Source organism: Roseateles sp., assembly GCF_036404855.1.
Taxonomy (GTDB): Bacteria; Pseudomonadota; Gammaproteobacteria; order Burkholderiales; family Burkholderiaceae_C; genus Pelomonas.
Genome location: NZ_DASWYS010000109.1, coordinates 33,567 through 53,649 on the forward strand (window position 1 = coordinate 33,567; position 20,083 = coordinate 53,649).

34 protein-coding genes are annotated in these 20,083 nt (G+C 65.3%); 8 read left to right on the forward strand and 26 right to left on the reverse strand.

Annotated elements, in window-relative coordinates; genetic code table 11:
• Window positions 1-123 precede the first annotated feature (123 nt).
• Window positions 124-411 carry a hypothetical protein gene (locus tag VGF12_RS07075; protein WP_331175335.1) on the reverse strand — a complete coding sequence of 96 codons (288 nt, stop codon included), beginning with the start codon at window positions 409-411 and terminating at the stop codon, window positions 124-126.
• Window positions 412-748: 337 nt separating this feature from the next.
• Between VGF12_RS07075 and VGF12_RS07080 the strand changes: the two genes are divergently transcribed.
• Window positions 749-1,546 (forward strand): DUF4393 domain-containing protein, encoded by a 798-nt coding sequence (locus VGF12_RS07080; protein WP_331175336.1) that lies wholly within the window; start codon window positions 749-751, stop codon window positions 1,544-1,546.
• Window positions 1,547-1,573: 27 nt separating this feature from the next.
• Here the strand turns inward: VGF12_RS07080 and VGF12_RS07085 are convergent, their stop codons facing one another.
• Window positions 1,574-1,984 carry a zinc-finger-containing protein gene (locus tag VGF12_RS07085; protein WP_331175337.1) on the reverse strand — a complete coding sequence of 137 codons (411 nt, stop codon included), beginning with the start codon at window positions 1,982-1,984 and terminating at the stop codon, window positions 1,574-1,576.
• An 18-nt stretch (window positions 1,985-2,002) separates the two neighbouring features.
• On the opposite strand from VGF12_RS07085, the gene VGF12_RS07090 reads away from it, so the two are divergent.
• Window positions 2,003-2,194, forward strand: a complete 192-nt coding sequence (locus tag VGF12_RS07090; RefSeq protein ID WP_331175338.1) for a hypothetical protein — start codon at window positions 2,003-2,005, stop codon at window positions 2,192-2,194.
• On the opposite strand, the gene VGF12_RS07095 is transcribed toward VGF12_RS07090, so the two are convergent.
• From VGF12_RS07095 to VGF12_RS07200, 22 genes are all read right to left on the reverse strand, one after another.
• The gene (locus tag VGF12_RS07095) at window positions 2,163-3,338 is read right to left on the reverse strand and encodes a hypothetical protein (protein ID WP_331175339.1); all 1,176 of its coding nucleotides are present in this window, start codon (window positions 3,336-3,338) and stop codon (window positions 2,163-2,165) included. The two genes, VGF12_RS07090 and VGF12_RS07095, sit on opposite strands and share 32 nt — an antisense overlap.
• On the reverse strand, window positions 3,335-3,652 hold the full coding sequence (locus tag VGF12_RS07100; RefSeq protein ID WP_331175340.1) for a hypothetical protein: 318 nt from the start codon (window positions 3,650-3,652) through the stop codon (window positions 3,335-3,337). Before VGF12_RS07100 ends, VGF12_RS07095 begins: the two co-directional genes overlap by 4 nt.
• An 87-nt stretch (window positions 3,653-3,739) precedes the next feature.
• Entirely contained in the window at window positions 3,740-4,153 is a 414-nt protein-coding gene (locus VGF12_RS07105; protein ID WP_331175341.1) for an HNH endonuclease signature motif containing protein, read from the reverse strand.
• Window positions 4,150-4,590, reverse strand: coding sequence for a hypothetical protein (locus VGF12_RS07110; protein WP_331175342.1), 441 nt, complete (start codon window positions 4,588-4,590; stop codon window positions 4,150-4,152). Before VGF12_RS07110 ends, VGF12_RS07105 begins: the two co-directional genes overlap by 4 nt.
• Window positions 4,587-4,934 (reverse strand): hypothetical protein, encoded by a 348-nt coding sequence (locus VGF12_RS07115; protein WP_331175343.1) that lies wholly within the window; start codon window positions 4,932-4,934, stop codon window positions 4,587-4,589. Before VGF12_RS07115 ends, VGF12_RS07110 begins: the two co-directional genes overlap by 4 nt.
• A complete protein-coding gene (locus VGF12_RS07120) occupies window positions 4,931-5,773 on the reverse strand; it encodes a hypothetical protein (RefSeq protein WP_331175344.1) in 843 nt (280 codons plus the stop codon). Before VGF12_RS07120 ends, VGF12_RS07115 begins: the two co-directional genes overlap by 4 nt.
• Window positions 5,770-6,528 carry a hypothetical protein gene (locus VGF12_RS07125; RefSeq protein ID WP_331175345.1) on the reverse strand — a complete coding sequence of 253 codons (759 nt, stop codon included), beginning with the start codon at window positions 6,526-6,528 and terminating at the stop codon, window positions 5,770-5,772. The genes VGF12_RS07120 and VGF12_RS07125 overlap by 4 nt, the downstream gene beginning before the upstream one ends.
• Window positions 6,528-7,670: a recombination-associated protein RdgC gene (gene rdgC / locus VGF12_RS07130; protein ID WP_331175346.1), complete on the reverse strand. Its 1,143-nt coding sequence runs from the start codon at window positions 7,668-7,670 to the stop codon at window positions 6,528-6,530. Before rdgC ends, VGF12_RS07125 begins: the two co-directional genes overlap by 1 nt.
• Before the next feature lie 3 nt (window positions 7,671-7,673).
• Window positions 7,674-7,949 carry a hypothetical protein gene (locus VGF12_RS07135; RefSeq protein WP_331175347.1) on the reverse strand — a complete coding sequence of 92 codons (276 nt, stop codon included), beginning with the start codon at window positions 7,947-7,949 and terminating at the stop codon, window positions 7,674-7,676.
• 133 nt (window positions 7,950-8,082) lie between these two features.
• On the reverse strand, window positions 8,083-9,021 hold the full coding sequence (locus VGF12_RS07140) for a phage Gp37/Gp68 family protein (protein ID WP_331175348.1): 939 nt from the start codon (window positions 9,019-9,021) through the stop codon (window positions 8,083-8,085).
• Window positions 9,014-9,307, reverse strand: a complete 294-nt coding sequence (locus tag VGF12_RS07145; RefSeq protein ID WP_331175349.1) for a hypothetical protein — start codon at window positions 9,305-9,307, stop codon at window positions 9,014-9,016. Before VGF12_RS07145 ends, VGF12_RS07140 begins: the two co-directional genes overlap by 8 nt.
• Window positions 9,300-10,025 (reverse strand): hypothetical protein, encoded by a 726-nt coding sequence (locus VGF12_RS07150; protein ID WP_331175350.1) that lies wholly within the window; start codon window positions 10,023-10,025, stop codon window positions 9,300-9,302. The genes VGF12_RS07145 and VGF12_RS07150 overlap by 8 nt, the downstream gene beginning before the upstream one ends.
• An 84-nt stretch (window positions 10,026-10,109) precedes the next feature.
• The gene (locus VGF12_RS07155) at window positions 10,110-10,565 is read right to left on the reverse strand and encodes a crAss001_48 related protein (protein ID WP_331175351.1); all 456 of its coding nucleotides are present in this window, start codon (window positions 10,563-10,565) and stop codon (window positions 10,110-10,112) included.
• A gap of 159 nt (window positions 10,566-10,724) precedes the next feature.
• Entirely contained in the window at window positions 10,725-11,012 is a 288-nt protein-coding gene (locus VGF12_RS07160; protein ID WP_331175352.1) for a KTSC domain-containing protein, read from the reverse strand.
• Window positions 11,013-11,250: 238 nt separating this feature from the next.
• Window positions 11,251-12,165 (reverse strand): hypothetical protein, encoded by a 915-nt coding sequence (locus VGF12_RS07165; protein ID WP_331175353.1) that lies wholly within the window; start codon window positions 12,163-12,165, stop codon window positions 11,251-11,253.
• Window positions 12,153-12,755, reverse strand: a complete 603-nt coding sequence (locus tag VGF12_RS07170; RefSeq protein ID WP_331175354.1) for a hypothetical protein — start codon at window positions 12,753-12,755, stop codon at window positions 12,153-12,155. The genes VGF12_RS07165 and VGF12_RS07170 overlap by 13 nt, the downstream gene beginning before the upstream one ends.
• Window positions 12,755-13,828 (reverse strand): phage recombination protein Bet, encoded by a 1,074-nt coding sequence (gene bet, locus VGF12_RS07175; protein WP_331175355.1) that lies wholly within the window; start codon window positions 13,826-13,828, stop codon window positions 12,755-12,757. Before bet ends, VGF12_RS07170 begins: the two co-directional genes overlap by 1 nt.
• The gene (locus VGF12_RS07180) at window positions 13,825-14,124 is read right to left on the reverse strand and encodes an acyl carrier protein (RefSeq protein WP_331175356.1); all 300 of its coding nucleotides are present in this window, start codon (window positions 14,122-14,124) and stop codon (window positions 13,825-13,827) included. The genes bet and VGF12_RS07180 overlap by 4 nt, the downstream gene beginning before the upstream one ends.
• 59 nt (window positions 14,125-14,183) lie before the next feature.
• Complete coding sequence (locus VGF12_RS07185) at window positions 14,184-14,417, reverse strand: hypothetical protein (RefSeq protein ID WP_331175357.1); 234 nt, start codon at window positions 14,415-14,417, stop codon at window positions 14,184-14,186.
• A 25-nt stretch (window positions 14,418-14,442) separates the two neighbouring features.
• On the reverse strand, window positions 14,443-14,811 hold the full coding sequence (locus VGF12_RS07190; protein WP_331175358.1) for a hypothetical protein: 369 nt from the start codon (window positions 14,809-14,811) through the stop codon (window positions 14,443-14,445).
• A 132-nt stretch (window positions 14,812-14,943) separates the two neighbouring features.
• Window positions 14,944-15,183 carry a hypothetical protein gene (locus VGF12_RS07195; RefSeq protein ID WP_331175359.1) on the reverse strand — a complete coding sequence of 80 codons (240 nt, stop codon included), beginning with the start codon at window positions 15,181-15,183 and terminating at the stop codon, window positions 14,944-14,946.
• The gene (locus VGF12_RS07200) at window positions 15,180-15,527 is read right to left on the reverse strand and encodes a hypothetical protein (RefSeq protein ID WP_331175360.1); all 348 of its coding nucleotides are present in this window, start codon (window positions 15,525-15,527) and stop codon (window positions 15,180-15,182) included. The genes VGF12_RS07195 and VGF12_RS07200 overlap by 4 nt, the downstream gene beginning before the upstream one ends.
• Window positions 15,528-15,638: 111 nt before the next feature.
• Between VGF12_RS07200 and VGF12_RS07205 the strand changes: the two genes are divergently transcribed.
• Window positions 15,639-15,872 carry a hypothetical protein gene (locus VGF12_RS07205; RefSeq protein WP_331175361.1) on the forward strand — a complete coding sequence of 78 codons (234 nt, stop codon included), beginning with the start codon at window positions 15,639-15,641 and terminating at the stop codon, window positions 15,870-15,872.
• A gap of 34 nt (window positions 15,873-15,906) precedes the next feature.
• Window positions 15,907-16,620 carry an autoinducer binding domain-containing protein gene (locus tag VGF12_RS07210; protein WP_331175362.1) on the forward strand — a complete coding sequence of 238 codons (714 nt, stop codon included), beginning with the start codon at window positions 15,907-15,909 and terminating at the stop codon, window positions 16,618-16,620.
• Between the two features lie 162 nt (window positions 16,621-16,782).
• Here VGF12_RS07210 and VGF12_RS07215 read toward each other — a convergent pair whose 3' ends face one another.
• Window positions 16,783-17,466, reverse strand: coding sequence for a helix-turn-helix domain-containing protein (locus VGF12_RS07215; RefSeq protein ID WP_331175363.1), 684 nt, complete (start codon window positions 17,464-17,466; stop codon window positions 16,783-16,785).
• Window positions 17,467-17,984: 518 nt separating this feature from the next.
• A complete protein-coding gene (locus tag VGF12_RS07220; protein ID WP_331175364.1) occupies window positions 17,985-18,452 on the reverse strand; it encodes a hypothetical protein in 468 nt (155 codons plus the stop codon).
• A gap of 77 nt (window positions 18,453-18,529) precedes the next feature.
• Between VGF12_RS07220 and VGF12_RS07225 the strand changes: the two genes are divergently transcribed.
• From VGF12_RS07225 to VGF12_RS07240, 4 genes are all read left to right on the forward strand, one after another.
• A complete protein-coding gene (locus tag VGF12_RS07225; RefSeq protein ID WP_331175365.1) occupies window positions 18,530-18,823 on the forward strand; it encodes a transcriptional regulator in 294 nt (97 codons plus the stop codon).
• A gap of 321 nt (window positions 18,824-19,144) precedes the next feature.
• Window positions 19,145-19,447, forward strand: a complete 303-nt coding sequence (locus tag VGF12_RS07230; RefSeq protein WP_331175366.1) for a ribbon-helix-helix protein, CopG family — start codon at window positions 19,145-19,147, stop codon at window positions 19,445-19,447.
• A gap of 105 nt (window positions 19,448-19,552) precedes the next feature.
• A complete protein-coding gene (locus VGF12_RS07235) occupies window positions 19,553-19,771 on the forward strand; it encodes a hypothetical protein (RefSeq protein WP_331175367.1) in 219 nt (72 codons plus the stop codon).
• A gap of 12 nt (window positions 19,772-19,783) precedes the next feature.
• Window positions 19,784-19,942: a hypothetical protein gene (locus VGF12_RS07240; RefSeq protein WP_331175368.1), complete on the forward strand. Its 159-nt coding sequence runs from the start codon at window positions 19,784-19,786 to the stop codon at window positions 19,940-19,942.
• Window positions 19,943-20,083: the final 141 nt, after the last annotated feature.

Here is a 20,083-nt window from a genome sequence, read left to right on the forward strand (position 1 = left end):
GGCACCGGCCTTTCGGCCGGGGAGCCTTGCCGGCGCCCGAGAAACTCTTCTCTCTGGGCTCGCTCGCGAGAAGCTCAAAGAGAAGAGCCCGCGTGATGCGGGCTCTCAGCAGGTCAGCGGCACTCAGACCGACGGACAGGCCCGCCAGCGGGGCGTGACGATGGGCTGCTCGCGCTTGATGAGGCGAAGCCGGTAGGCGACCTGGCGCACGCGCTGGACCATCGGCACCGCCTCGGCATCGGGCTCGGCCGGCTTGGCGAACAGCGACACGCCCTCGAACGCCCAGGCCTTCAGGCTCTGGACGCCCGAGGCGACCTTTTCGGCCGTTCGGTCCCAGACGGTTTGAACGACAGTGATAGCCGCAGCAGCGACAGCCAGGAGCGCGAACGCAAACGATCGCATGGGTTTCATGCTGGTCCTTTCAGGTGTGGTGCTGCGGCTCACAGCGGGAGGCCCTGGCCATGGCGGGAAGAGGGGCCCGTCGGAACTGCCCGCGCCTCCTGCTAGAGCGGTTGGACTGGTCGCATGTTCGTCGGGGCGTTCGGGCGCGGTCGCTCGATGCGCACCGCAGAAACGACAAAGCCCGCCAGGGGTGCCGGGCGGGCTTCGGATATGGCTACGCCCATCCAGGGGGCGCAGCTTGATGTTTTGACCGGATCACCCAGCCTTTGTGTCGCGTGGGCGGGACTCTACAGCGTCCAAGAACATTCGCAACTGGATAAGCTTGAGATGCTCAGTAGGAGGATAAATGACACTGGATCTTGCACACGTCGCGGACGCTTTCTCAAAGTTCACGGGCCTTCTGGAAACGATCTACGCCGATCTAGCGCAACCGGGCGTTCGCCAGGTGGGGAAAGCGCTGGAGACCTCGTTAGGCCTAGGCAATACGCTGCTTATCCCGATATCGCTGGTCAATGAGCGGGCACGCATTCTGTTTACGCAGAACATGGATAAATATCGAAAAGAAATGGAAACCGTTCCTGAGGACGAAGTTATTCCGGCCGCGCCGGAGATAGCGGTCCCGATCATCGAGAAGCTGACCTACGTTTCGGACGAAAAGCTATCTGACCTTTATACCAAACTGCTTGCCTCCGCATCGGACAAGCGACGAGTAAAGAATGCTCATCCGAGTTTCGTTAATGTGATAAACAACATTTCTCCTGACGAAGCGATATTGCTGCCGAGAATCTATAGGGAGGGGCGAGTCCCCTACTTGACGGCTCTAGCACAGCGCATCGGCGAGCCTGGAACAATTTCTCTAGGAAACGCAACCGAAGACCGATTGGCGGAAGGCTTAGTTTTTGAGGAGAACGTCTCAGCCTATTTGGCCAATCTTTCAGGCCTTGGCATATTGGAAGTTGACCGAACTCGATGGCTGAAGGACGTCACGCGTTACGAAGCGCTTGAGAAGGATGCAACACCACTCATTGAGCTCCAAATGCGCAGCACCCCACACCTTCGAGATCGCGAACTACACTTCCAGAGGGGAATTGTTGAGATCACCGCATATGGAATTGTTTTCATCACTGCATGCGGGCATCAATAGCGCCGTTCACAGGCTCTGATTCACCGATCAATGCCGTAACGCGCGGCAGATGGTGACGACGCGCCGGCATTGATCGACATCGAACTGCCCGATGTGGCAGTCCTGAACGGGTATGCCCAACTGGTGCGCCAGCCAAGCGTAGGCGGTTCTGCGGGGCTGCCCGCGGTCCTTCCAGGTCGGATCGAACGCAGCGTGCGCGGCCTGCTTCACCTGGCGCAGCTCGGCATCGGCCAGCCGGCCTAGCGGCACGGTGCCGTCGCTGATGACCTTCTTGCCTGCCTTCCAGAAATAGGCCCCCGGCTTGTGGCAGCCGACGTAGGCCCCGCACGGAAAGCAGGACCAGAAGTTCAGCGCGGCAAGGTCGGGCCGGTGCCGGTAGATCTCGGCGCCGGTCACCAACTCGGCTGGTTGCTTGCAGTATGGGCAGTGGATGGTCATAGGCGCAGAATCGACGTTATGGCTACAGCGCGTGAGATCGATGACGCATGGCTTCGGGTGGTCGCGTTCGACGAGACCATTCACCAGATGTACCCGAAGGTTCGCAATGGCGATCCGAGGGAAGTGCAACGGCTGAAGGTGATGTGGCTGGCCAGGAACATGGCCCTTGAAGAGCTGCTCAAGGTGCTGGAGACGGCGAAGCTGCATTGAAGGGCTCAGCCGTCAGCGTCTCCGCCTGAGGCTGCTTGTCCTGTACCGGGGGCTTGGTCGCCGTTTGGATGGCTGCCTCCGCAAAGGCCAGCAGTTCCCGCACGTCGGGGTAGTTCGTGCCGTTCGTGCCAAGGTCTTCGCGGGTACGCTCGGCGGCGCGGCGAAGACCGGGCGGCAGCGCATGTGCTACTGCGGAGGCTTGAGTCGCGCGGAACGCTTGGGCGAGCGCTCGTCCGACATTGGTTGGCTCGCCGTCTGCGAAGACGAGCAGCGGGCTGTTGCCGTGGCCGCGCAGCGTCTTGGTCAGCGTGCGGGCGATCTGCTCATCCGTCAGCTCATGTGCAGGCGCGGGGGCTTGGGTGGCGAGGTCTTGGACAGCGAACCAGGCCGCGTGCGTGCGCGGGTCCGTGTAGACCGGGCTGCCGTCCTCGTCGTGGGCGTTGGCGACTTTCGACGTGGGATAGCAGTTCTGCACGCACCACGCCTCGAACGCTTCGCGGGTCGCCGCCCACTTGGGCTGGGGCTTAGCTTCGAGATTGGCAAGCGCCTGGTTCAGCTTCGTCCATGCGGCCCGGCGCCGAGTCTCTACGTCCTTGGTCTGCGACCGCAGCATGGTGTCTTCGAGCACGCGAATCGCGGCATGTGCGGCGTCTTTCAGTTCCGCATCCCCCTCTGCTGGGGATTGGGCCCGCACCTCCATCTCGTCGTCGAGCGAAGTCGTCAGCCCCTTGGCCCACTGCACGGCGCCTTCTTGGTCGTTGTTGACGATCATCCAGGCCACGTCGCGGTTCTGAGTCTTCAGGCGCTCGACCTCTTCGGCCAGGTCTGCGGCACTGAGATGGGCACCCTCAGGGGCTGGGATTGCGGCGGCCGACTTGGTGACCTTCATCGACAGCAGCGGCTTGCCGTTAGCCTGCAAATGCGTCGAACGGTCGCCGTCATCGGTCCAGTCAAGGCCGCTGAGCGGGGGGAAGTCCATGCCGCAGTCGGTTGCCAGGCTGGCAGAAAACTCGTGAAACAGCAGCGCCTGCTCAATCTCGCGCAGCATGTCGCTACGCCGCTCAGCCGGAACCTTGAGCATGTCGCCCACCGTCTCAATGCGGTATGCCGGTGCAGGATCAGGGGCTTGGGTTTCGGTGGTCATGCTTGGGCTCCGGTGGCTTTGGCGACGGCGGCGCGGGCGGCCATCAGCACGTTGCGGTGATGAGCGCGCTCGGCGCGAGACATCTCTTCGCGCGCATCGCAATAGCAGGCCTCCAGGTCGCGCAGCGCGGACAGCAGATCCGGCGCGGCGGCGATCAGGCGGCCCGGCGTCTCCGTGTCCAGATTGGCCCAGTGGTCATCGCTCTGCGCGACGACGAGCGCGACAACAGTGCCGGATGCATCTTTGATCGCGCGGTATTCGCTGGAGCCGATGCCGTCGTGGCTGGCCGTCCAGCCGTCCGTGTCGCCGGTCATGGCCCAGGCCTCAGGTCCAGGCTGGGAGGATGGTGCGGGTGCGGGTGTGGGGGTCATGGGGGTGTTTGGCAATGGGGGACTTGAATTTCAGGCGGCAGCGGCCTGGGCTACCACGCGCTCGAAGTGGAAGACGATGGGCGCCCGGCTCTCGACAATCAAGCCGTATCGCTTCATGCGCCGATAGGTGCCGCTGTCTCGGTGTATGACCTCGTGCGAGCGCTGCATCAGGTCGCGCCACTGCTCAAGGGACAGCGTGTGCTTGTCGATGTTGCACGGTGCGCAGGCCGGGTTCAGGTTCGCAATGGCGTCACGCTCGGGCCGATGCACCTCGCCAGTCGTGCGGAGACTGTAGACGCCGTCCTTGCGCACGGCCTCCAGCTTGCGCTCCACAGGCTCGATATGGTCGGCGTGCCATCGGTCGCCCAGCGGGTTGCCGCAGTAGGCGCACAGACCGTCGTACTTGAGGCGCAGCGCCTCGCGCTGGGGCTTGGTGAGTTTCATACTTGACCGGCATTGATGGGATTGGCGGCAAGCCACGACACGCAGGCGTCGTGAGCTTGCTTGACGTGGTGCAGCGGCGGATCGATGTCCCAGGCGCTGAGTTCTTCTGCCAGCGCGGCGCGGCACTGCTCAACTAAGGCGTGGGCGCTGGGCGCCGACTGGGGAGGCAACTCACCAGGAAACTCGGTGGTCTTCACCGTGCCGTCGGCCGCTCGGTATCGCAGCGTTGTGGCTTTCCTGGGCTTGCCACGGCCAAGCTCGGACTTGGCGTGCTGATCGAACCCTGCCAGCTCCCATTCCTCGGGCTCAATGTGCGCGGCGTAGCGCAGCATGTCGTCCTCGCCAACAGCGCGCACGATCTCACCCCACGCGACCGCATCGCAGGCCTTGACATGCTGGAGGGCGACGCAGACACCCTGAAGGAATTCGTCACTCATGTCGTTGTTCCCTGTGAGGGGCCGGGAGCGGCGGCGGCCCGGCGAGCCCTGAACAGGTTCACTCCGGTGACCGGGTGGAACGTGGACCGAGAAATCGCCCAGGCCTGCACGCGCTTCACCTCGGCGCGGCGAGCCTTGCGGCGCTGGCGGGCATTCCCGCCGACGGCCAGGCCCTGCCATTCCAGGTACTCGACGGTGTTGCAGTAGGGGCACGGCTCGTCGCCTCCGCTGGTCAGCCCGTCTCCGTCGCCAGAGTCGAGATCCCACATCCATCCGTCAATGCAGGTGCCGTCCGGGTAACTGGCGCCGAAGGTCGGCGCTTCGTAGTTGCAGCCCTTGCTCATGGACGGTCCCCCTGTCCCTGCTGCTGTGCATCTGGTGCAGTGGCAGGATCTGTGGAGAGCAAGTCCTCCGCATCACTGATGTTGTGCTCGCACTGGCTGCACGCGCTCCAGTGGTCGGGCTTCTCCGGCTTCTGCTTGGCGACACGCTCGACGAACTCGCGCCACTCAGCCGGCACGCTTGCTGCGGCAGGGGCGGCTGCAATGGCAGCGCGGGCGTAGTCGCGCATTTCCTTGGCGGTGTAGCCAGGCTCGTCGAGCACCTCTTGGTAGCCCTCGTCGCCGTGATCCTCGTCGCCCTCGTCTTCATAGAAGAGGCTGTAGACCGTCTCAGGCAGCGGAGGAAGCACAACATCCACCGGTGCGGCCGGCTCTGCCTGAGTGGCTGCAGGCTGGGCTGCTCCAGGAGAAGCGGGGAGCGGCAACCAGTGGGTTGGATCAGTGCGCCAGCAGTTGGGCACGTCGTCGTTCTCGACACTGGTCTCGTACCAGCCGGGCTCGCCATCGTCTGGGTTCTCCCAGTTCTCGGCGATGTAGTCGGCGCTCATCCACTCGCCGCGCAGCGTGCGCCACTTGCCGACTGCGTTGAAGTAGCCAAGCAGCAGCACGCGCCCGTCCGTCGGCGCCGTCTCAATAGGCAGCCACTGCTGGGCTGCAGGCGCTGCGATCAAGTCCGATGCGAGTCGCCAGAGCACGCGCATGGCTACGGCCTGGTCGTCGAGGGTAATGACCAGGTCACCCGGAGCGAGGGGATCGGTGATGCGGATGGTCCGGTCGTCGATCTGCGAGAAGGACCAGCCGGCGGGCTTGCTGAGCGGAGCTCGGTCGAGGTCGTCCGTCATGCGATCCTCCAGGCGACCGGGTCGAAGGCCTTCAGGGCTGCGGCGTGCTCTTCAGGCGTGCCGGGCCATTCCCGAACGACCGCCGTGACAGATTCGCGCGCGGGCCACGCAGCGATCTCCTCGGGCGTCTGGCCCGCCTGCTTCTCGTCCAGCCACTTGAAGATTGCGTGATTGCTTCCCCAGGCGCAGCGGTTCGCTGTTGCGCGATTGGGCATCGCGTGGATCTCTCCAGGGCCGGGGATGTGGATGCACCACAGCTTCCCTTCGCCGCGTGGCACGAGGGGCCAGACCGTGACGACCTGCTCTTCGTTGCCCATGGCGAGCGGCTTCAACGGCCGACGCTCGACGGTCAAGGCGATTCCGGAACGTTCGCACCCCGACACCAGTCGGCGTGCCTCGATCAGCACCTCCTCGACGATGTCGAAGTGGCGGGGCTCGTTTCGCTCGGCCCAAGCCATGCGGTAGAACTCGGTCAGCCAGTGGCCCTCGGGCGGCTTCTGACCACTCTGGGCGCCCAGCATCAGGGCTCCAGTGATGGCGTGAGCCACCCGGGCACGGATGCCGGCAGGATCAGCGTCGAGACTGTAGGCAGCGTCCTCGGCTTCAGCCTTGAGCAGACCAATGCCGTGCATGTCGATGGCGCCGGTCTCGGCGTCGAAGGCATGGTCGTAGCCGGCGTCACGCAGCAGCTTGGCGATCTCCTGATACGTCGAGCGGCTGACTTCCAGGGTGGCGTAGGTGTAGGTGGATCGCATCAGGCGTGCTCCCCTTCGGTGATCTGGCGCTGACCGTCGGCGGCCATCGGCGAGACGAGGCCCGTCCTCTCCATGGTCTCCAGCAGCCGGGCGGCGCGGTTGTAGCCAATGCGCAGATGCCGCTGGACCAGCGAGATCGACGCCTTCTTGTGCTGCAGCACGACGGCGACCGCCTGGTCGTAAAGCGGGTCCGGCTCGTCGCCGGTCGGCGTCGCGGGCGAGGCCGCGGCCTCTTCGATGGGCGGCACGTACTCCCCACCCAGCGCATGCATCAGCGACGCGATCAGCTTGCGCAGCTCGCCGGTGGCCAGCGCCACGTCGGCGTCGAACTGCTCGTCGGCCGCCACCTCCGGCCGGCCCTCGAAAGCCAGGTCCAGGAAGGACAGCCGCCTGATGTGCCCGGCCTCGTTCAGCTCGAACGCCACGCGCTCGGCGTAGCTCATGCCCATCTTGGTCGGCATCTTTCCGCTCGTCAGGTGGGCTTTGACCTCGTCGATGTCGAGCGGGTGGCGGGCGTACTTCACCACGGGCTTGCGCTCGTCCATGCCCTTCAGCTCACAGTCGCTGTCGATGGCGAAGCCCTCAGGCATGTCGCCGTCCAGCAGCCACGCCGCCATGCAGGCGGCCGGCGATTCCTTGGACTGCATCAGCGCCAGGTTCATGCGGCCAGTGCTGGCGTGCTGCACGAACATGGAGACGAACTCGTCCGCCCTGCCCTGGCTGCCGGCGTCGACGGCCAGGATGCGGGCCTCGGTGTCGATCCACGCCAGCATGCTCGTGCGCTTGGTGAAGGCCTTGGGCAGCAGCTCGTGGATGGCCTGCTCCTTCAGGTCGCGGCGGGCCTTCTTGCCGGGCCGGCGGCCTGTGCCCTTCTCGACGTGGTCGGCCAGCTCTTCGAGCCGGTCCTCGATCACCGAGTTGGGCAGGAGGCGCGTCTCGGTCTGCAGCTTGACAACCCAGTGGCCGTCAATGACCTGGACGAAGGGGCCGTGGTCGTCGCCCCGCGGCGGCACCCAGCCGGTGCTTTGCTTCTGCGTGGGGCCGGTGGCCACGAACGCGCTCTGCGCCAGGATCTCGCACAGGCCCTCAGCGCTGCCCGGCATGTCGCCGCCGATGCGGTACAGGATCAGGTGCTTGAACATCGATCAGGCCTCCGCCTTGACCAGCACCCAGCCCTCGGGCTTGCGCTGGTACTTGACCTTGCCGGCCTTGCGCAGAGCCTGGAGTCGGCCGTCGACAAAGCGCCAGGACGGCTTCTCATCCCTCTTGGACTTGGTATGGCCGCGCGCCTGGTCCTCCAGCGCCTCCGCGGCTGCGCGGACCTTGCCTTGGTACAGGCCGGTGAACAAAACGGGGTTGCTCTCGTTGAGCGACTTCAAGATCGCCGCGTCGAGCTTCGTGTAGTCGTACTTCGTGGCCATCAGGCATCTCCTTTCGGTTGCTGTTGCTGCCTGCGCTGCAGGTCAGCTTCGATTGCGTCCCACGGGATGGGCGGGGGCTCGGGCTGGGGTTGGGTCCAGGGGCGTGCGGCCTGGCGCTGGCGGGCTCTGCGGCTCATGACGGGAAGCCGTCGTGCGTGCGGCCGTCGAGCAGGCGGCCGGCGGCCTTCTTGCCGATGCGTCGAACCGTGGCGCCGTCGTCGAACTGGTGATGCGGCCCCGCGCCAGGTTGCTCGCTGACGCTGACCCACTCGCCCCACTGCTTGAAGTGAAACGGCACGTCGGCCTCGGCGCATTGGTCGCGCAGGCTGCGCACCCAGTCCGGGTGCATCGGCCGTGCGCTGGGCCCGCTCTCGCCGCCGACGATGACCCAGTCGAGCTTGGTGATGGCCGGAACCATGTTGCGCAGCACGGTGTTGGGCACGCGCAGCGTGGTCAGGTCCACCGGGCCAAGCAGCGGCTCCATGCTGAGGAAGTTTGGGCAGCGCAGTGCAGTCAGCTTCGCGATGTCCCGCTCGGCCTCGGGCTGGTTCACGATGGTGGCGCCAAGGCGGATGTGCGATGGCCATTGCTTCAGCCAGCTCTCGGGCACCATGCGTCGGACGTTGCCGATGCGCTTCGTCAGGCAGTAGAGGTCCAGGTTTGTGCAGGCCTCGGCCTTGGCGAACATCTCGTCCCGCCAGAGTTGCTCCACCTCGTTGTCAAACAGGTCCGACAGGCTGGAGCAGAAGACGCGGCGGCGGGTCGGCGTCAGGCGCGTGCCGCACGTCATGCAGATACACAGGCGGGACGACTCGGCGTCGTCTTCGCCGCGGAAGCCACATCTCTCGCACTCGTAAAAGCGCTTCCGGTTCCACCGCTCCAGGTTGTTGCGGTTGTGCTGGCTGGTCAGCCGCCGCGGTGCGCCTGGGCCCCAGTTGATGGCCTGGCCACCGCTGAAGCGCTTATTGCGCGCCTCGGCGTAGCAGCCGTCGCAGCCGAGGCCGACCTTCGTGCAGCCCTCCCACCAGTTGAAGGTGGCGTCGGTCCAGGAGATTTCGGATTTCTCAGCCATGGGTGGCCTCCTGCGTGGGATAGCCAGGACAGCCGCCCTCGGGGCCGTAGTCGAATCCCGCGCATCCAGCGCGAGGGCATGGATTCGCACAGGTCTTGTCGCAAGGGATGTGCTCGCGGCCAGCCGCGAGCTGGTCCATCAGGTGTTCGCGCACCTCGGAGCCCTTCAGGCGCCGGCCGTCTTTGCGGAACATGCCGGCGAGACGGGTGTTGGGCCAGCGCAGCGCACCGCGGACGCTGACGCACAGGTGGAATGTCATTGGCCCCGTGTTGGCGGTGTCAGCCATGGTCTGCCTCCAGCGGATGCCAGCCCACGACCCACACGAACGGGTTCGCCTCGACGCTGCCCGGCCCGTTGATCGCCTCCCACAGGCTGAAGTAGCTCTGCCGCGGGTCGCTGAAGTGGTAGTGCTCGCCGGCCGGCAGGCCATAGCCGCCGTCCTTCAACTTCACGATGCCCTCGGCCAGCGCGTCTTCGCGGCTGATCGACTGCAGGCGTTCAACGCGCACCAAGTTGACGTCCAGCGTGTCGCGGCTGGCCCAGCGCGGCATGAACATCGGCGGGCGCAGGCGGCCGGGCTCGTTCGGCGTCGGTGGCGTCACGAAGTCGCGCCATTCCTGAACGGTGCGGCGCTGTCCATCGGCCTCGAACTGAGTCGGACACCAGGGCTTGGGATAGCCGGCGTCCAGCGCCTTGTCGCCGACCGCTGATGGCGAGAGATGGTCCAGGCTCTCCGGGAACCGAAACGCTTCGCGCACCCACAGCCGGTCGCCGGGCCGGCCGTATGGGCATGGCGTCGGATCACATCGCCATTCGCTGGATGTCCGGGTGTCCGACTCCAGCACCCAGCCGGCGGGCGTTTCAACGGCGCGCAGACCCGAGAAACTCATGTTGAGCCCCGCGGCCACGTTGCACCATTTGGCGATGCGACGCGTCTGCGTCTTCGTGCCGGCGCGGGTGGCGCGCACCATCGGCGCGCTGAAGGGGATGGGCCGTTCTTTCACTGAGGGCTCCCAAGGGAGGAGATGACCAGCACCGCCACAACAGCGATGAAGGCGGTCATCCAGAGGCGGATAGATCGCATGGCGTCAGTCCTGGAAGGCGGCGATGCGACGGGCCAGCACATCCACCAGATCGCGCATCACGCGCTGCTGCTCGCCCATCAACTGATGCTGCAGAGTCGTGAGGCAGGCTGCGTTCGGGCCGCCGATGAAAGCGCTCAACCGGTCCAGCTCGCCGGTGCGCTCGGCCAGTTCGCGGCGCACGCGCTCCTGGTAGTTCGCCGGCTCGCGGGTGTAGCCCTCCTCGAAGGCCTTGGCCGGGCTGTAGCTGAGGTAGCCGTCGCTGTAGACGACGTAGTAGCCGCCCACCTCCGGCCGGTGCTTCGCGTGCCAGGCCTCATCGAGCCACGCAATGGCGCCGATCTCGCCCAGGACGACGTCAGGGGCGTTCTGCAGGCCGTTGCCGCGCAGCTCGGTGATCTTGGCGGCGCTGACGATCTTGTGGCAGCGGTAGCGCGGCAGCTCGACTTGGGTTGTGCTCATGTGAATCTCGGTGGTTTGGTGGGGCGGGCCGGACGCAACCCCGGCGATACAGCGGTACGGTTTCCCGACTCGACGGGCATCGGATGAGGGCTCTAACCTTCCTGTTCCCCGTGCGGCTGGCGTGGTGCCGATTTCCTACACCGCCGCCCCGTTGAGTGGTCAGGCCTCGGCCTTGGCGCCGATGGCGTACTTCTTGAACGGCGCAGACTGGAAGTGCGCGATGAAGTGCTTGCCGACGGACTCAGCGCCGATGAAGTCGGCGTACTGCTGGGGGCTGACGTTCGGGTAGTGGTAGACGGCATTGCCCGTCTTGAACGTCACGGCCAGGGTCTGGGTGCTGGCGTCGTAGCCGACGGCGGCCAGCTTGCTGGAGTCGACGGCGTGCAGGTCGATGTGCGGGGCGTCGCCTTCTTCGAAGGCTTGGGGCTGCTTGAAGTCCTTGGGCATGAGTAGCTCCTGGTGGGTGAAAAGGGTCCGGGCCTTCCATCCCGGGTGGTCTTTCGACTCGCAGAGGCGGGGTTTCCGCTTGCATCAGGGACTTGCACCCCTGTGTCGGCACTGCTGCGCTGATTTCCGATCACGCCCCAACGCGGGCCTCGGGCGAGCGAAACGCTCGCGGGTAGTTCACGGCTTGGCACCCCTAGACCCAGCACGTGGGCAACGCCGTGAACCACACTGGGTTCAATCAAGCGACCTTGCGGACGCTCAGCGACTCGGTGAACACGGGCTTGGTGCCCGGCAACTTCAGGCCGCTCTTCTGCATGTCGGCCAGCTTGTTGAGGTTCGACGGGTTCACGTCGAGCAGGTGGAGCAGGCTCTCGTCACCGCTGGCCAGCTGAGCCGCGATGTGCTGGATGAGCGCGGCCTTGTTGGTCACCTCGCCGGTCCACTTGCCGCGCACGCCTTTGGCGGCTGCGATGGGCGCGACGGTGGCGCGGGTGTGCATCGCCGTGACGGCCACGTCTGCCTGCTGGCGGGCCTCGTCGACCTTGACCGAGGCTTGCTGCAGCAGCGCGCCCGCGGTGATCTCGCTGCCGGCGGCCTGCGCTTCCTGGGCCTGCTGCACGAGTGCCTGCGCATCTCGGTTGGCCTGGGCCTCGCGGTCGGCTGCTTCCCTGGCCAGGAGCTGGCGTTCGGCGGCGGCCTCGGCTTCCTTCTCGGCCGCGATGCGGCGCTGCTCGGCGTTGTAGGCCAGGATCTTGGACTTCACGCCGGCCAGCACGTTGGCGACGAACGTGCGCGGAGCGCCGTAGCCCTCGTTGACCTTCTTCACCAGGTCGTTGAAGGGCGAAACCAGCGCCTTGCGCTCCATCTCAATGGCGCCGCTGTCTGCGCAGGCCATGGCCAACCGGCCGGCGATGGCCGTGGCCTCCTCCAGCATCTCGGGGCTGTCGATGGTCAGCGTGCCGGCGATCTCCAGGTCCACCGAGATCGTGTCGATGATGGACTGCACGCGCATGCCGGTCTGCGCCAGCATCAGGCTTTCCGGGCGCAGGATGATGACCTTGCCGATGCCCTCGATGGCGGCCTTAAGCACGGCTTCGTTCGAGGTGATGAGGTCGGCCGTTGGGATGGTGGCGATGTCGGTCACTTCAGGCATTTGTTGCTCCAGTTGGACAGGGTGATGAGGCTCTGGAAGGCCGGCCAGTCGGTGGGCTCGTCCCAGGGCAGAAACTTGAATCGACCGTCGGCGCGCAGTTGCACCGTGGCGCGTCGGGCCAGCGCGTAGCTCGCGTCGGCCTCGGCCTTGATCTGGCGGTAGGCTGCGGTCTGCATGCCCCACACCGGGTGGGCGTCGGCGCTGGTCTTGATGTCGACGACCCAGCGCGTCGTCGGCGGGTACTTCAGGGGCAACGTGCCGCAGCGGTCCATGGTCCCGGCGTAGCCGAACAGGCGCGAGAAGTCCTGGAACTCGATGCCCTGCCACTGCGGCCCGTACTCAACGGAGAACGCCTCCCAGGCCGACAGGTAGCCGCGGTAGTGCACGGGCACCAGCGGGATGTCCAGCTCGTCCTTGTCGAACATCTCGCACATGCGGTGCACGTAGGTGCCGCGCTGCTTCGCCGCCTCGAGCACCTCCTCAGGCACGCCCGCGAAGTCGTGCAGCTTGTCGAGCAGTTGCGTCACGCTCGGCACGACCCGACCATCCACCCGGTAGGTGTGCGAGGGCTCGTCGAAGGTCAGACCCATCACGACAGCGCCGCCCGCAGCTGCTTGAACTGCTCTTTGGTCAGTCCGTCGAAGGTGTCCGGGTTGACGCCGTGGCCCTGACCCAGCACCGCGTCGAGCACGTCGGCGTGCGCGCGCTTGGCGTTGCGGCAGCGCACGACGATGTTCTGCTTCTCGCCACCGGTGGCCATGAACACGCCGGGTTGCGGCTGTGTGGGTTGCGGGGCGGGCGCTGGCCCCTGCTCTGCCGGCGCGGCCGCAGGCGCCGGCATGGTGCCCGTTGCAGCAGGCTCCACAGCGGCCTTGCGAGGGGGCATCTCCGGCGGCGGGGGTGGCGTCGCGCTGGCGTCGGTCGTGTTGCCCGACTCGTCCAGGTCGAAGTCGTATCGCTTGCCCTCCATCTCGTCGGCTGTCGGGCCACTGCCCACCGCCTCGGGGAAGCCCTTGCGCAGCGCCTGGGCCTCGGCGCACTTCGCCAGCTGGCCATGGATGCGCTTCTCCCACATCTTGTTGGGCGCGTCGGTCCAGGCCGAGGCAGTGCCGTAGTTCTCAAGCCAAAGCTCACGGGCCACGAAGGCGCAGCGCACGCCCTGCACGAAGCGGTACACCGTGACGCGGCACCACTCTGGGTACTGGATGCTGACCTGGCGCCACTCATCGGACTTGTAGCGCTTGCCGCGCTCGTTCGTGTTCCAGACGGTGAACTTCTTCTCGTAGGTCAGAGTCTGCAGCGGGCCGAACTCGGGCTCGTCCTGGCCAGCGTAGAGGCCCGTGCTGGCCGCCTGCGTGCGGTACAGGCCGATACCGGGCAGCACGATGTCGCGCCACTCGTAGACATCGCCGTCTGCGTCCCGCTCGCCCGTCTTCACGTTCATGGGCACGATGTGCACCGGACGCTGTACCGGGTCCAGGCGCGCAGCCCGGCAGTACGACAGAACCGCCTTGACGCTTTCACGCTTCGCGCCGGGGTAGAAGCTGCTGGTCAGCGTGTCGATGGCGTCCGACTCGGCCATCGAGTAGATGACGGGCAGGCGGGGCTCCGGCGCGTCGAAGCTGTTCAGCGCTTGGCGCTCGGGTGCGACTGTGGCGTTCATGCAGCCTCCCGCTTCGCCGACACCTGGGCACGGGCGACCAACTTGCGGTTGACGAGGTCGACACAGCCCTGGACGGTGGCGAGCGAAGGCTCATCCTTGTCATGGACCTGGATGCCGTACTCGTCCTCCAGACGGATCGCGATCTCGAGGATGTCGAGTTCGTCGGCGGAGAGGTCCGCCACGAGGCGGGCCTCGGGCCTCACATCTTCAATGGGTTGGCGCAGCTGGGCCGCGATGACGAGGGCGACGACCTCTGCGACAGGGGTCTCGGCAATGGGTTGGTTGGGTGCGTTCATGGGTTCTTTCCTTCTGGGACCACACTCGCAGGCCCGGCACGCCGGGCGAGCGGCTGGGGTCAGGCCGGCAGCGTTTCGAGAGCGTCGGCCGCCTCGCTCATCAGGCCCGCGCTCTTGGGGTCGTTCTGGTGGCGCATGAAGTCGGCGCGGCCACGCAGGCGGCGGATCAAGACGCCCTTGCCGCTGTCGACGTGCTCGCCGCCGCTGTTGGCGTTGATGGCTTCGAGTTCCTCGCTTTGAAGAACCCGGCGTTTCGCGTCCGGGTCGTAGGGCAGCATGTAAGGGTCTTGCATCTCGCTCTCCAGGTTGTTGACTTGGTTAGACCGGCTCGGGAACGCGCCGCCATGTCGGCCACCGGAAACCCTGCTGCGCCAGGTTTGCGCGGGCCTGCAACAGATCCACGCCGATCAAGCCGGGAGCCCAGCCAGCCAGCACGCGCAGAGCGGCGTCGTGGGCGCTGATGGGTGCGCGGCAGCCGCTCCACATCAGCAGACCGGCGCCGGTGTGAATGCCTGGCTTGTCGCGGTAGTCCATGGTGGCGAGCCAGCTGTAGAACTTCTCGCGCGGAATGCCGTACTCGTGCGCCGCAGCGCGGTAGGCACTGCAGAAGTGGACGTAGTCGGCGCGGGTGCGGCCGCATCGGATGGGACGACGAGGACGGGCGGTGCGCTTGAAATTGGGGTGCATGTCTTCTCCCGGTTGTTGACCACAAGGGGCCTCAAAGGGTGATCACCATCGAGGCGACCAGCAGCAGGCACGACAGCAGCGCACCTCCTGCAGTGATGAGGCTCAAGGCCTCTTCGGCGATCTGGTCGGGCTTCATCGAGTCGCCAGCTCGGGCAGGATCCGCAGGACGATGTGCGCGCCAGCGATGGCGGCGAACATCACGAGCAGGCCCGCGGCAAGAGCGCGCCAGGGATAGGCAGGCGGCACGGCGTTGCGCGGCAGCGAGCGGTCCGACTTGCCCTGCGCCGCGTTCTCGGCAATGCGCCGATCAAGGTCCCGCTCCGAGCACAGGCGACCCGGCGCCGTGTCGGGGGTGTGAGGCCAGCGGCTCACCCCAGAACCCCGGCCGTCTCGTCCATCGCTGCGACCTGCTCGGCAGGCAACACCAGCTCGGCGCCCTCCCCTTGGTCAGCCAGCATCGCCCGCAGAGCACGGACACGGGCATCGCAATCGAACACCTCGCGCTCCATGCCCGCCGCCTGGGCCCGGCACTGAATGCTGGCGTTGATGTAGTTCGACTGGATCTGCGTCGGGTTCGGCTCAGCCGACAACGCCCGGTATTCGTCGGCCTGGCGGTCGTAGGTTTGCTGGGCCTTCTTGGCGGCGGCCAAGTCGGCTTCCGCTTCAACAAGCCGTTCGGCGAGGGTCTGTTTGCGGGGGGGCTGCAGCGCTTCCATGGTGGCTCCTGTGGGTGCGTCGGCCGAAATATAGGCAATGCGCTTATCAACGTCAAGCGCATTGCCTATATTTTTCAACGCATGCTGTACTGCCGTCAGAAGGGAGCAAGAGTGAGAACGAGACTGACGAAGTTCGCCGACGGCTGGACGGCGATCTACCTACTGATCGCAGCCTGGGCACCGTTGCTGTGGTTCGTGGACTACCGGCGCACGCAGGCCATTTGGGAGGTGACGAGCTATTGCTTTGACCTCTTCACAGGTCACGATGCCGGTCGCGTGGTGCTAACCCTTCACGGTCTCTTCATCACCCTGCGCTTTGGGTCGCTGACCAGCCGAATGAGCTGATGCTCTCCGGCATGCCGCTAAAGTCCGCCGACGCATGCTGACCTATCAAGACCTTGTGGACGTCGGCCAGTCCCCCGACGCCGAGACGCTACAAAGCCGGCTGGTCAAGGCTGCGCGCCAGCTTGGCTACGGTCTGTCCGGTGGCACTCTGATCCGCGGCCGACTTGCGAGCGGGAAGGCGCTGGTGCGCAGCTTCGGCAATCACCCGGATGCATTTGCCGAGTCCTTCAAGTCGTTCGACCTGAGCATTCGCGACCCGTTGTTAACGGCCATGCAGGCCACGCAGGGCTGCCATGTCTATGACCAAGGGTTCTACGTGGCCTCCGGGGCCGGCGAGCTGTGGGAGCTGATCGCGCCGCACGGCTACCGCCATGGAATGGCAATCTCGATCCACGAGTTCAGCCATGCGGAGACTTTCTGCTTCGGCGTGGACAGTTTGGACCCCATTCCGAACGGGGTTGAACGACTCCGGCTGCAGAGCCACCTGCAGCTGTTGGCTCAGCACGCCCACGCGGCAGCAAAGAGGATCCACCTTCCATCCCCGGCCGTAGATCTGAACGCCGTCACCAAGGGGGAAGTCGAGGCGCTGAAGTGGGCGGCAGATGCGCAGTCCGTTTCGTTGCGCAGAGGCCGAGTCGTCATAGCGAGTCAAGGCCAAGTCCAGGGGAAGGTCATGGCCAAGTTGCAGGCCACGTCGGCGCCGATGGCCGTGCTCCGAGCCATCGAAGGTGGGTTGATCGACGGATGATCGGGCGGGCAACTGGTTGAATTGCCAGCTAGTAGATTTACGCGCGTATGGCCACAGTGGAGGTAGGTCGATGTGACCTGTCTACATAACCACTGGAGTCTCAATGAGCCTGCTCGAAATCATCTATGAAGTCCTCGGCATCCCCTTCGGCGGCGGCAACAGCTAACCAGCTGCGAGCCTTCGGATATCTGATGGCTCAATCCAGCCCTCATTCAACGCCATCATGGCCGCTGCCAGAGTGTTGTCGACGGCACAGCGCATCCTGGCCTGCTTGAGGTGCCCTTCGACGGTTCGCGCGCTGATCTCCAGCGCTGCGGCCGTCGCCTTCGGCGAAACGCCTGCCACATAGAAGCGCAGGCACTCCAGTTCTCGGTCGGTAAGCGTGCAGGCCTTTGCCGGTGCGCAGTTGAATCCCGCCAGAGCCATAGTCGCGGCCAGAGCCGCCGCAGCCAGCATTCCCATCCGCTCGTCGTCACCAATGGCGGACTCCCGCGCAAAGACCACGACGCAGCCGAATCGCTTGTCGCGATTGATGGTCGCAGCACCATTGGCATAGCCATCCATGGGCAAGGCGTAGCTCCCGGGCCCAATCATCAGCGACGGACCATTCAGACTCAGAGCCATCGTCAGGCGGTCAAACACGAGATCACGTGGATGGCCAAGCAGTCTGTCCACGGCAGACCCACCGTTGTGAATCACCTCCGCGAGTTCGCGCTTTGCCAGGCCCTGCAGCTTGAGCACGAGGAACCTGTCAGCGCCCTCACTCTCCGCTATCTCCTGCATCGCGGTCGCGAAGCGCTCGGCACTCGGTGGCGCCGCGAGCGCCTCATATGCCTCCGAAATCATCCCCACTACTCCCGCTACGCACGTAAACCTTCCAGTTGCTCAAGCACCGCTCGAAAGTGAAACTAGCCCCGTCGCCCTGACGGACCGATGGTAGTTGGACAACCCCTAGATCAGGGCTCCCCCAGGCCATAACGGACCCATCGCATCAGGGGGTTGCGCCACTCACTACGAGACACAAGACCGACAGGCGCGCCGGAAGGAAATCAGTTTGCATCGCGTGTTCCAGGTCATTGAGAAACCACAACTTCGAATCGTCATCGTCGCAACCCCCTGCCCTTCGATCGCAGCTCTCAGCGTTCGCGAAGCGCTGGCCATGCCACTGATCCACGGCCAAGGCCTTGTCATTCAGTTGCTGACGATGCGAGTTGACCCCGCGCAAATGCATGGCGTCCTGATGGACTGGATCTGCTCATCCACGAACACGGAGAGCCTGGCCCTGGCGGCGCCGACTGGCTGCCTGCCGGCGCTTCGAGGAATCAGCGAAGACCTAGCCCGGAAGGGACGCCCAATAGGTGTCTTCAGCGACCAGGACCTGACGGGCGCTTTGGTTTACGCGCTGCGCGCGGTGCGGCTGGCGGAGGCGACTCGAACTGTTGCAACGCGTTGTCCATCAACGCGTAGGCGATCCGTTGGTGCTCCTCGTCCGTCAGCGCGTCGAACCGCCTTGCCAGGCTGATAGCCTGCAGTGACATACCGGGTGGAACGTGGTCCGGAGAGAGCTGAGAAGCAACCTTCTTCGTTGCTTGGTCGAGAGCAGCGTCAAAGCTGCCCGCGAAAACCTTGAAGCCCCAATGCTCTGGTCCGACAACGTCGGCAAAGTAGGACATCAGATGCTCGATGTGCTCTTTGTCGATCCGCCCGGTCCGGGTCCAGCCTGACACCGAAGGCTGAAGTACATCGAACTCAGTGGCCACGTCCTGCTGGGTCACACCCTTCAGTTTCATGGCCGCTTTGAGCGCGGCTCCTAGATCCTTCCCCGTCAGCATGCGGGCATTCCAACAGGCATTGCCTATAACGTGCAATGCGCTTGACACAAGTAAGCGCATTGCCTATATTTTGCCGCATGGACGGTGTTCAGCAGGCAATCAAGAACTTTGGCAACCAGGTGGCGATGGCCGATGCACTTGGCATCTCGCAGCCCACCATCAGCGGCTGGACCAAAGACCGCACTGACCAAGCCTGGCGGCCCGTTCCCCCAAGGCTCTGCATCGCCATCGAAATCCACCCGCTGAACCGCGACGCCACCACTCCGGTAAAGCGCTGGGACCTTCGCCCTGAAGACTGGTGGCGCGAGTGGCCCGACCTCGTCGGAACCAAGGGTGCTCCGGCTCCCACTGCTATGACGAAAGCCGCCTGACATGCGGCCTCTGACCGGTCTTTGCACCGTTTTCCTCCCGTTGCTGCATCAAAGCCGTCTTTCCTCCCTGGGCGGCCGGAGCAACGGTCTTTCCCCGGGGCGTCATGCCTCGGGGTTCTTTCTCACCGCGCGACACGCGCACGTCGCGGCAGGCATGGCCGGCCGCGCTTTCCCCTCGCTGCAGTCCCGACTGCCGGCGGGATGTCCCCTGCCCGTTCGATCGCGGCGAACACCTGCTCGGCTGCGAGAGCCGCCCGCATCACCAAGCCTCTGACCCGGGCAGCTGCCCACAAATTCACCAAGTCACTGGAGCCTGTTGACATGGAATTGACCCCTGAAGATTACGCAGCGTGGCGCTTGAGCCTCGCTGATGAAGAGTTGTTCGGGAAGAACGACGACGACTTTGAATTCCGCCTGCCGTCCGATCTGAAGGCCGCGCTCGCCAAGAAGGCGGCAGAGCGGGGCACGTCCACGGCTGCGCTGCTGCGCCTCATCGCCGTGACGTACCTCTACGGTGCTGACCATGTCGGCATCCTCGTGCTGAAGCGCTTCGGCGTGGTCCCCGGCACCGCCCCTGAGTCGGCCCGGCCGGATGCCCGGACAACTGCCCCGGGGGTCAACTGAATGGGCGGAAGGCGCTTTGACTCGCTGAGCTCGAAGAAGCTCCCCGAGTGCGTCCAGCGGATGGCGGAGAAGCCTCCCGCCTGCTTCGATAAGCGGACGTGGACCTTGTTCCTGGTCGACTGCTACCGCGGCGCGTTGAACCGCCCGAGCGCCCTGTCCCGGATGAACCGCGGTGAAGTCCCTGCGTACTGCGGCGACTGCACCCTCGAGCACGCCCAAGCCATGCAGGCCTGCATGAAGTGCCGCCCTCCTGTGGGCGCCGTCACCCCCTTCTCCCCGCCCACCGACGCCCAGGCCGCCGAGGCCGAGGCCGAACTCTCCTGAGGAGCCGTCCCCATGGACACCAACATCTGTGTCGAGAAGTCGACCCTGCGCGAAGCCGTCCGCGCTGCCGCCGAGAACATGACCCACGACGAGGCCGTTGCGCACGTCGCTGAACTGCATCTGGTGCCGGCCGAGTCGGTCCAGGAAGCGCTGCGGACGGAGCAAGCGTGAGCATCGTTCGCAAGACCGTCTTCCACCTCTGCGGCGCCACCGGCGGCGGCGCGCGTGGCTTCAAACGTGCCAAGGTCCAGCTGGGCCAGATGCACGGCGAGTGGGTCTGCGTGGGCAGTGTCGACATCGATGCCCGCGCCA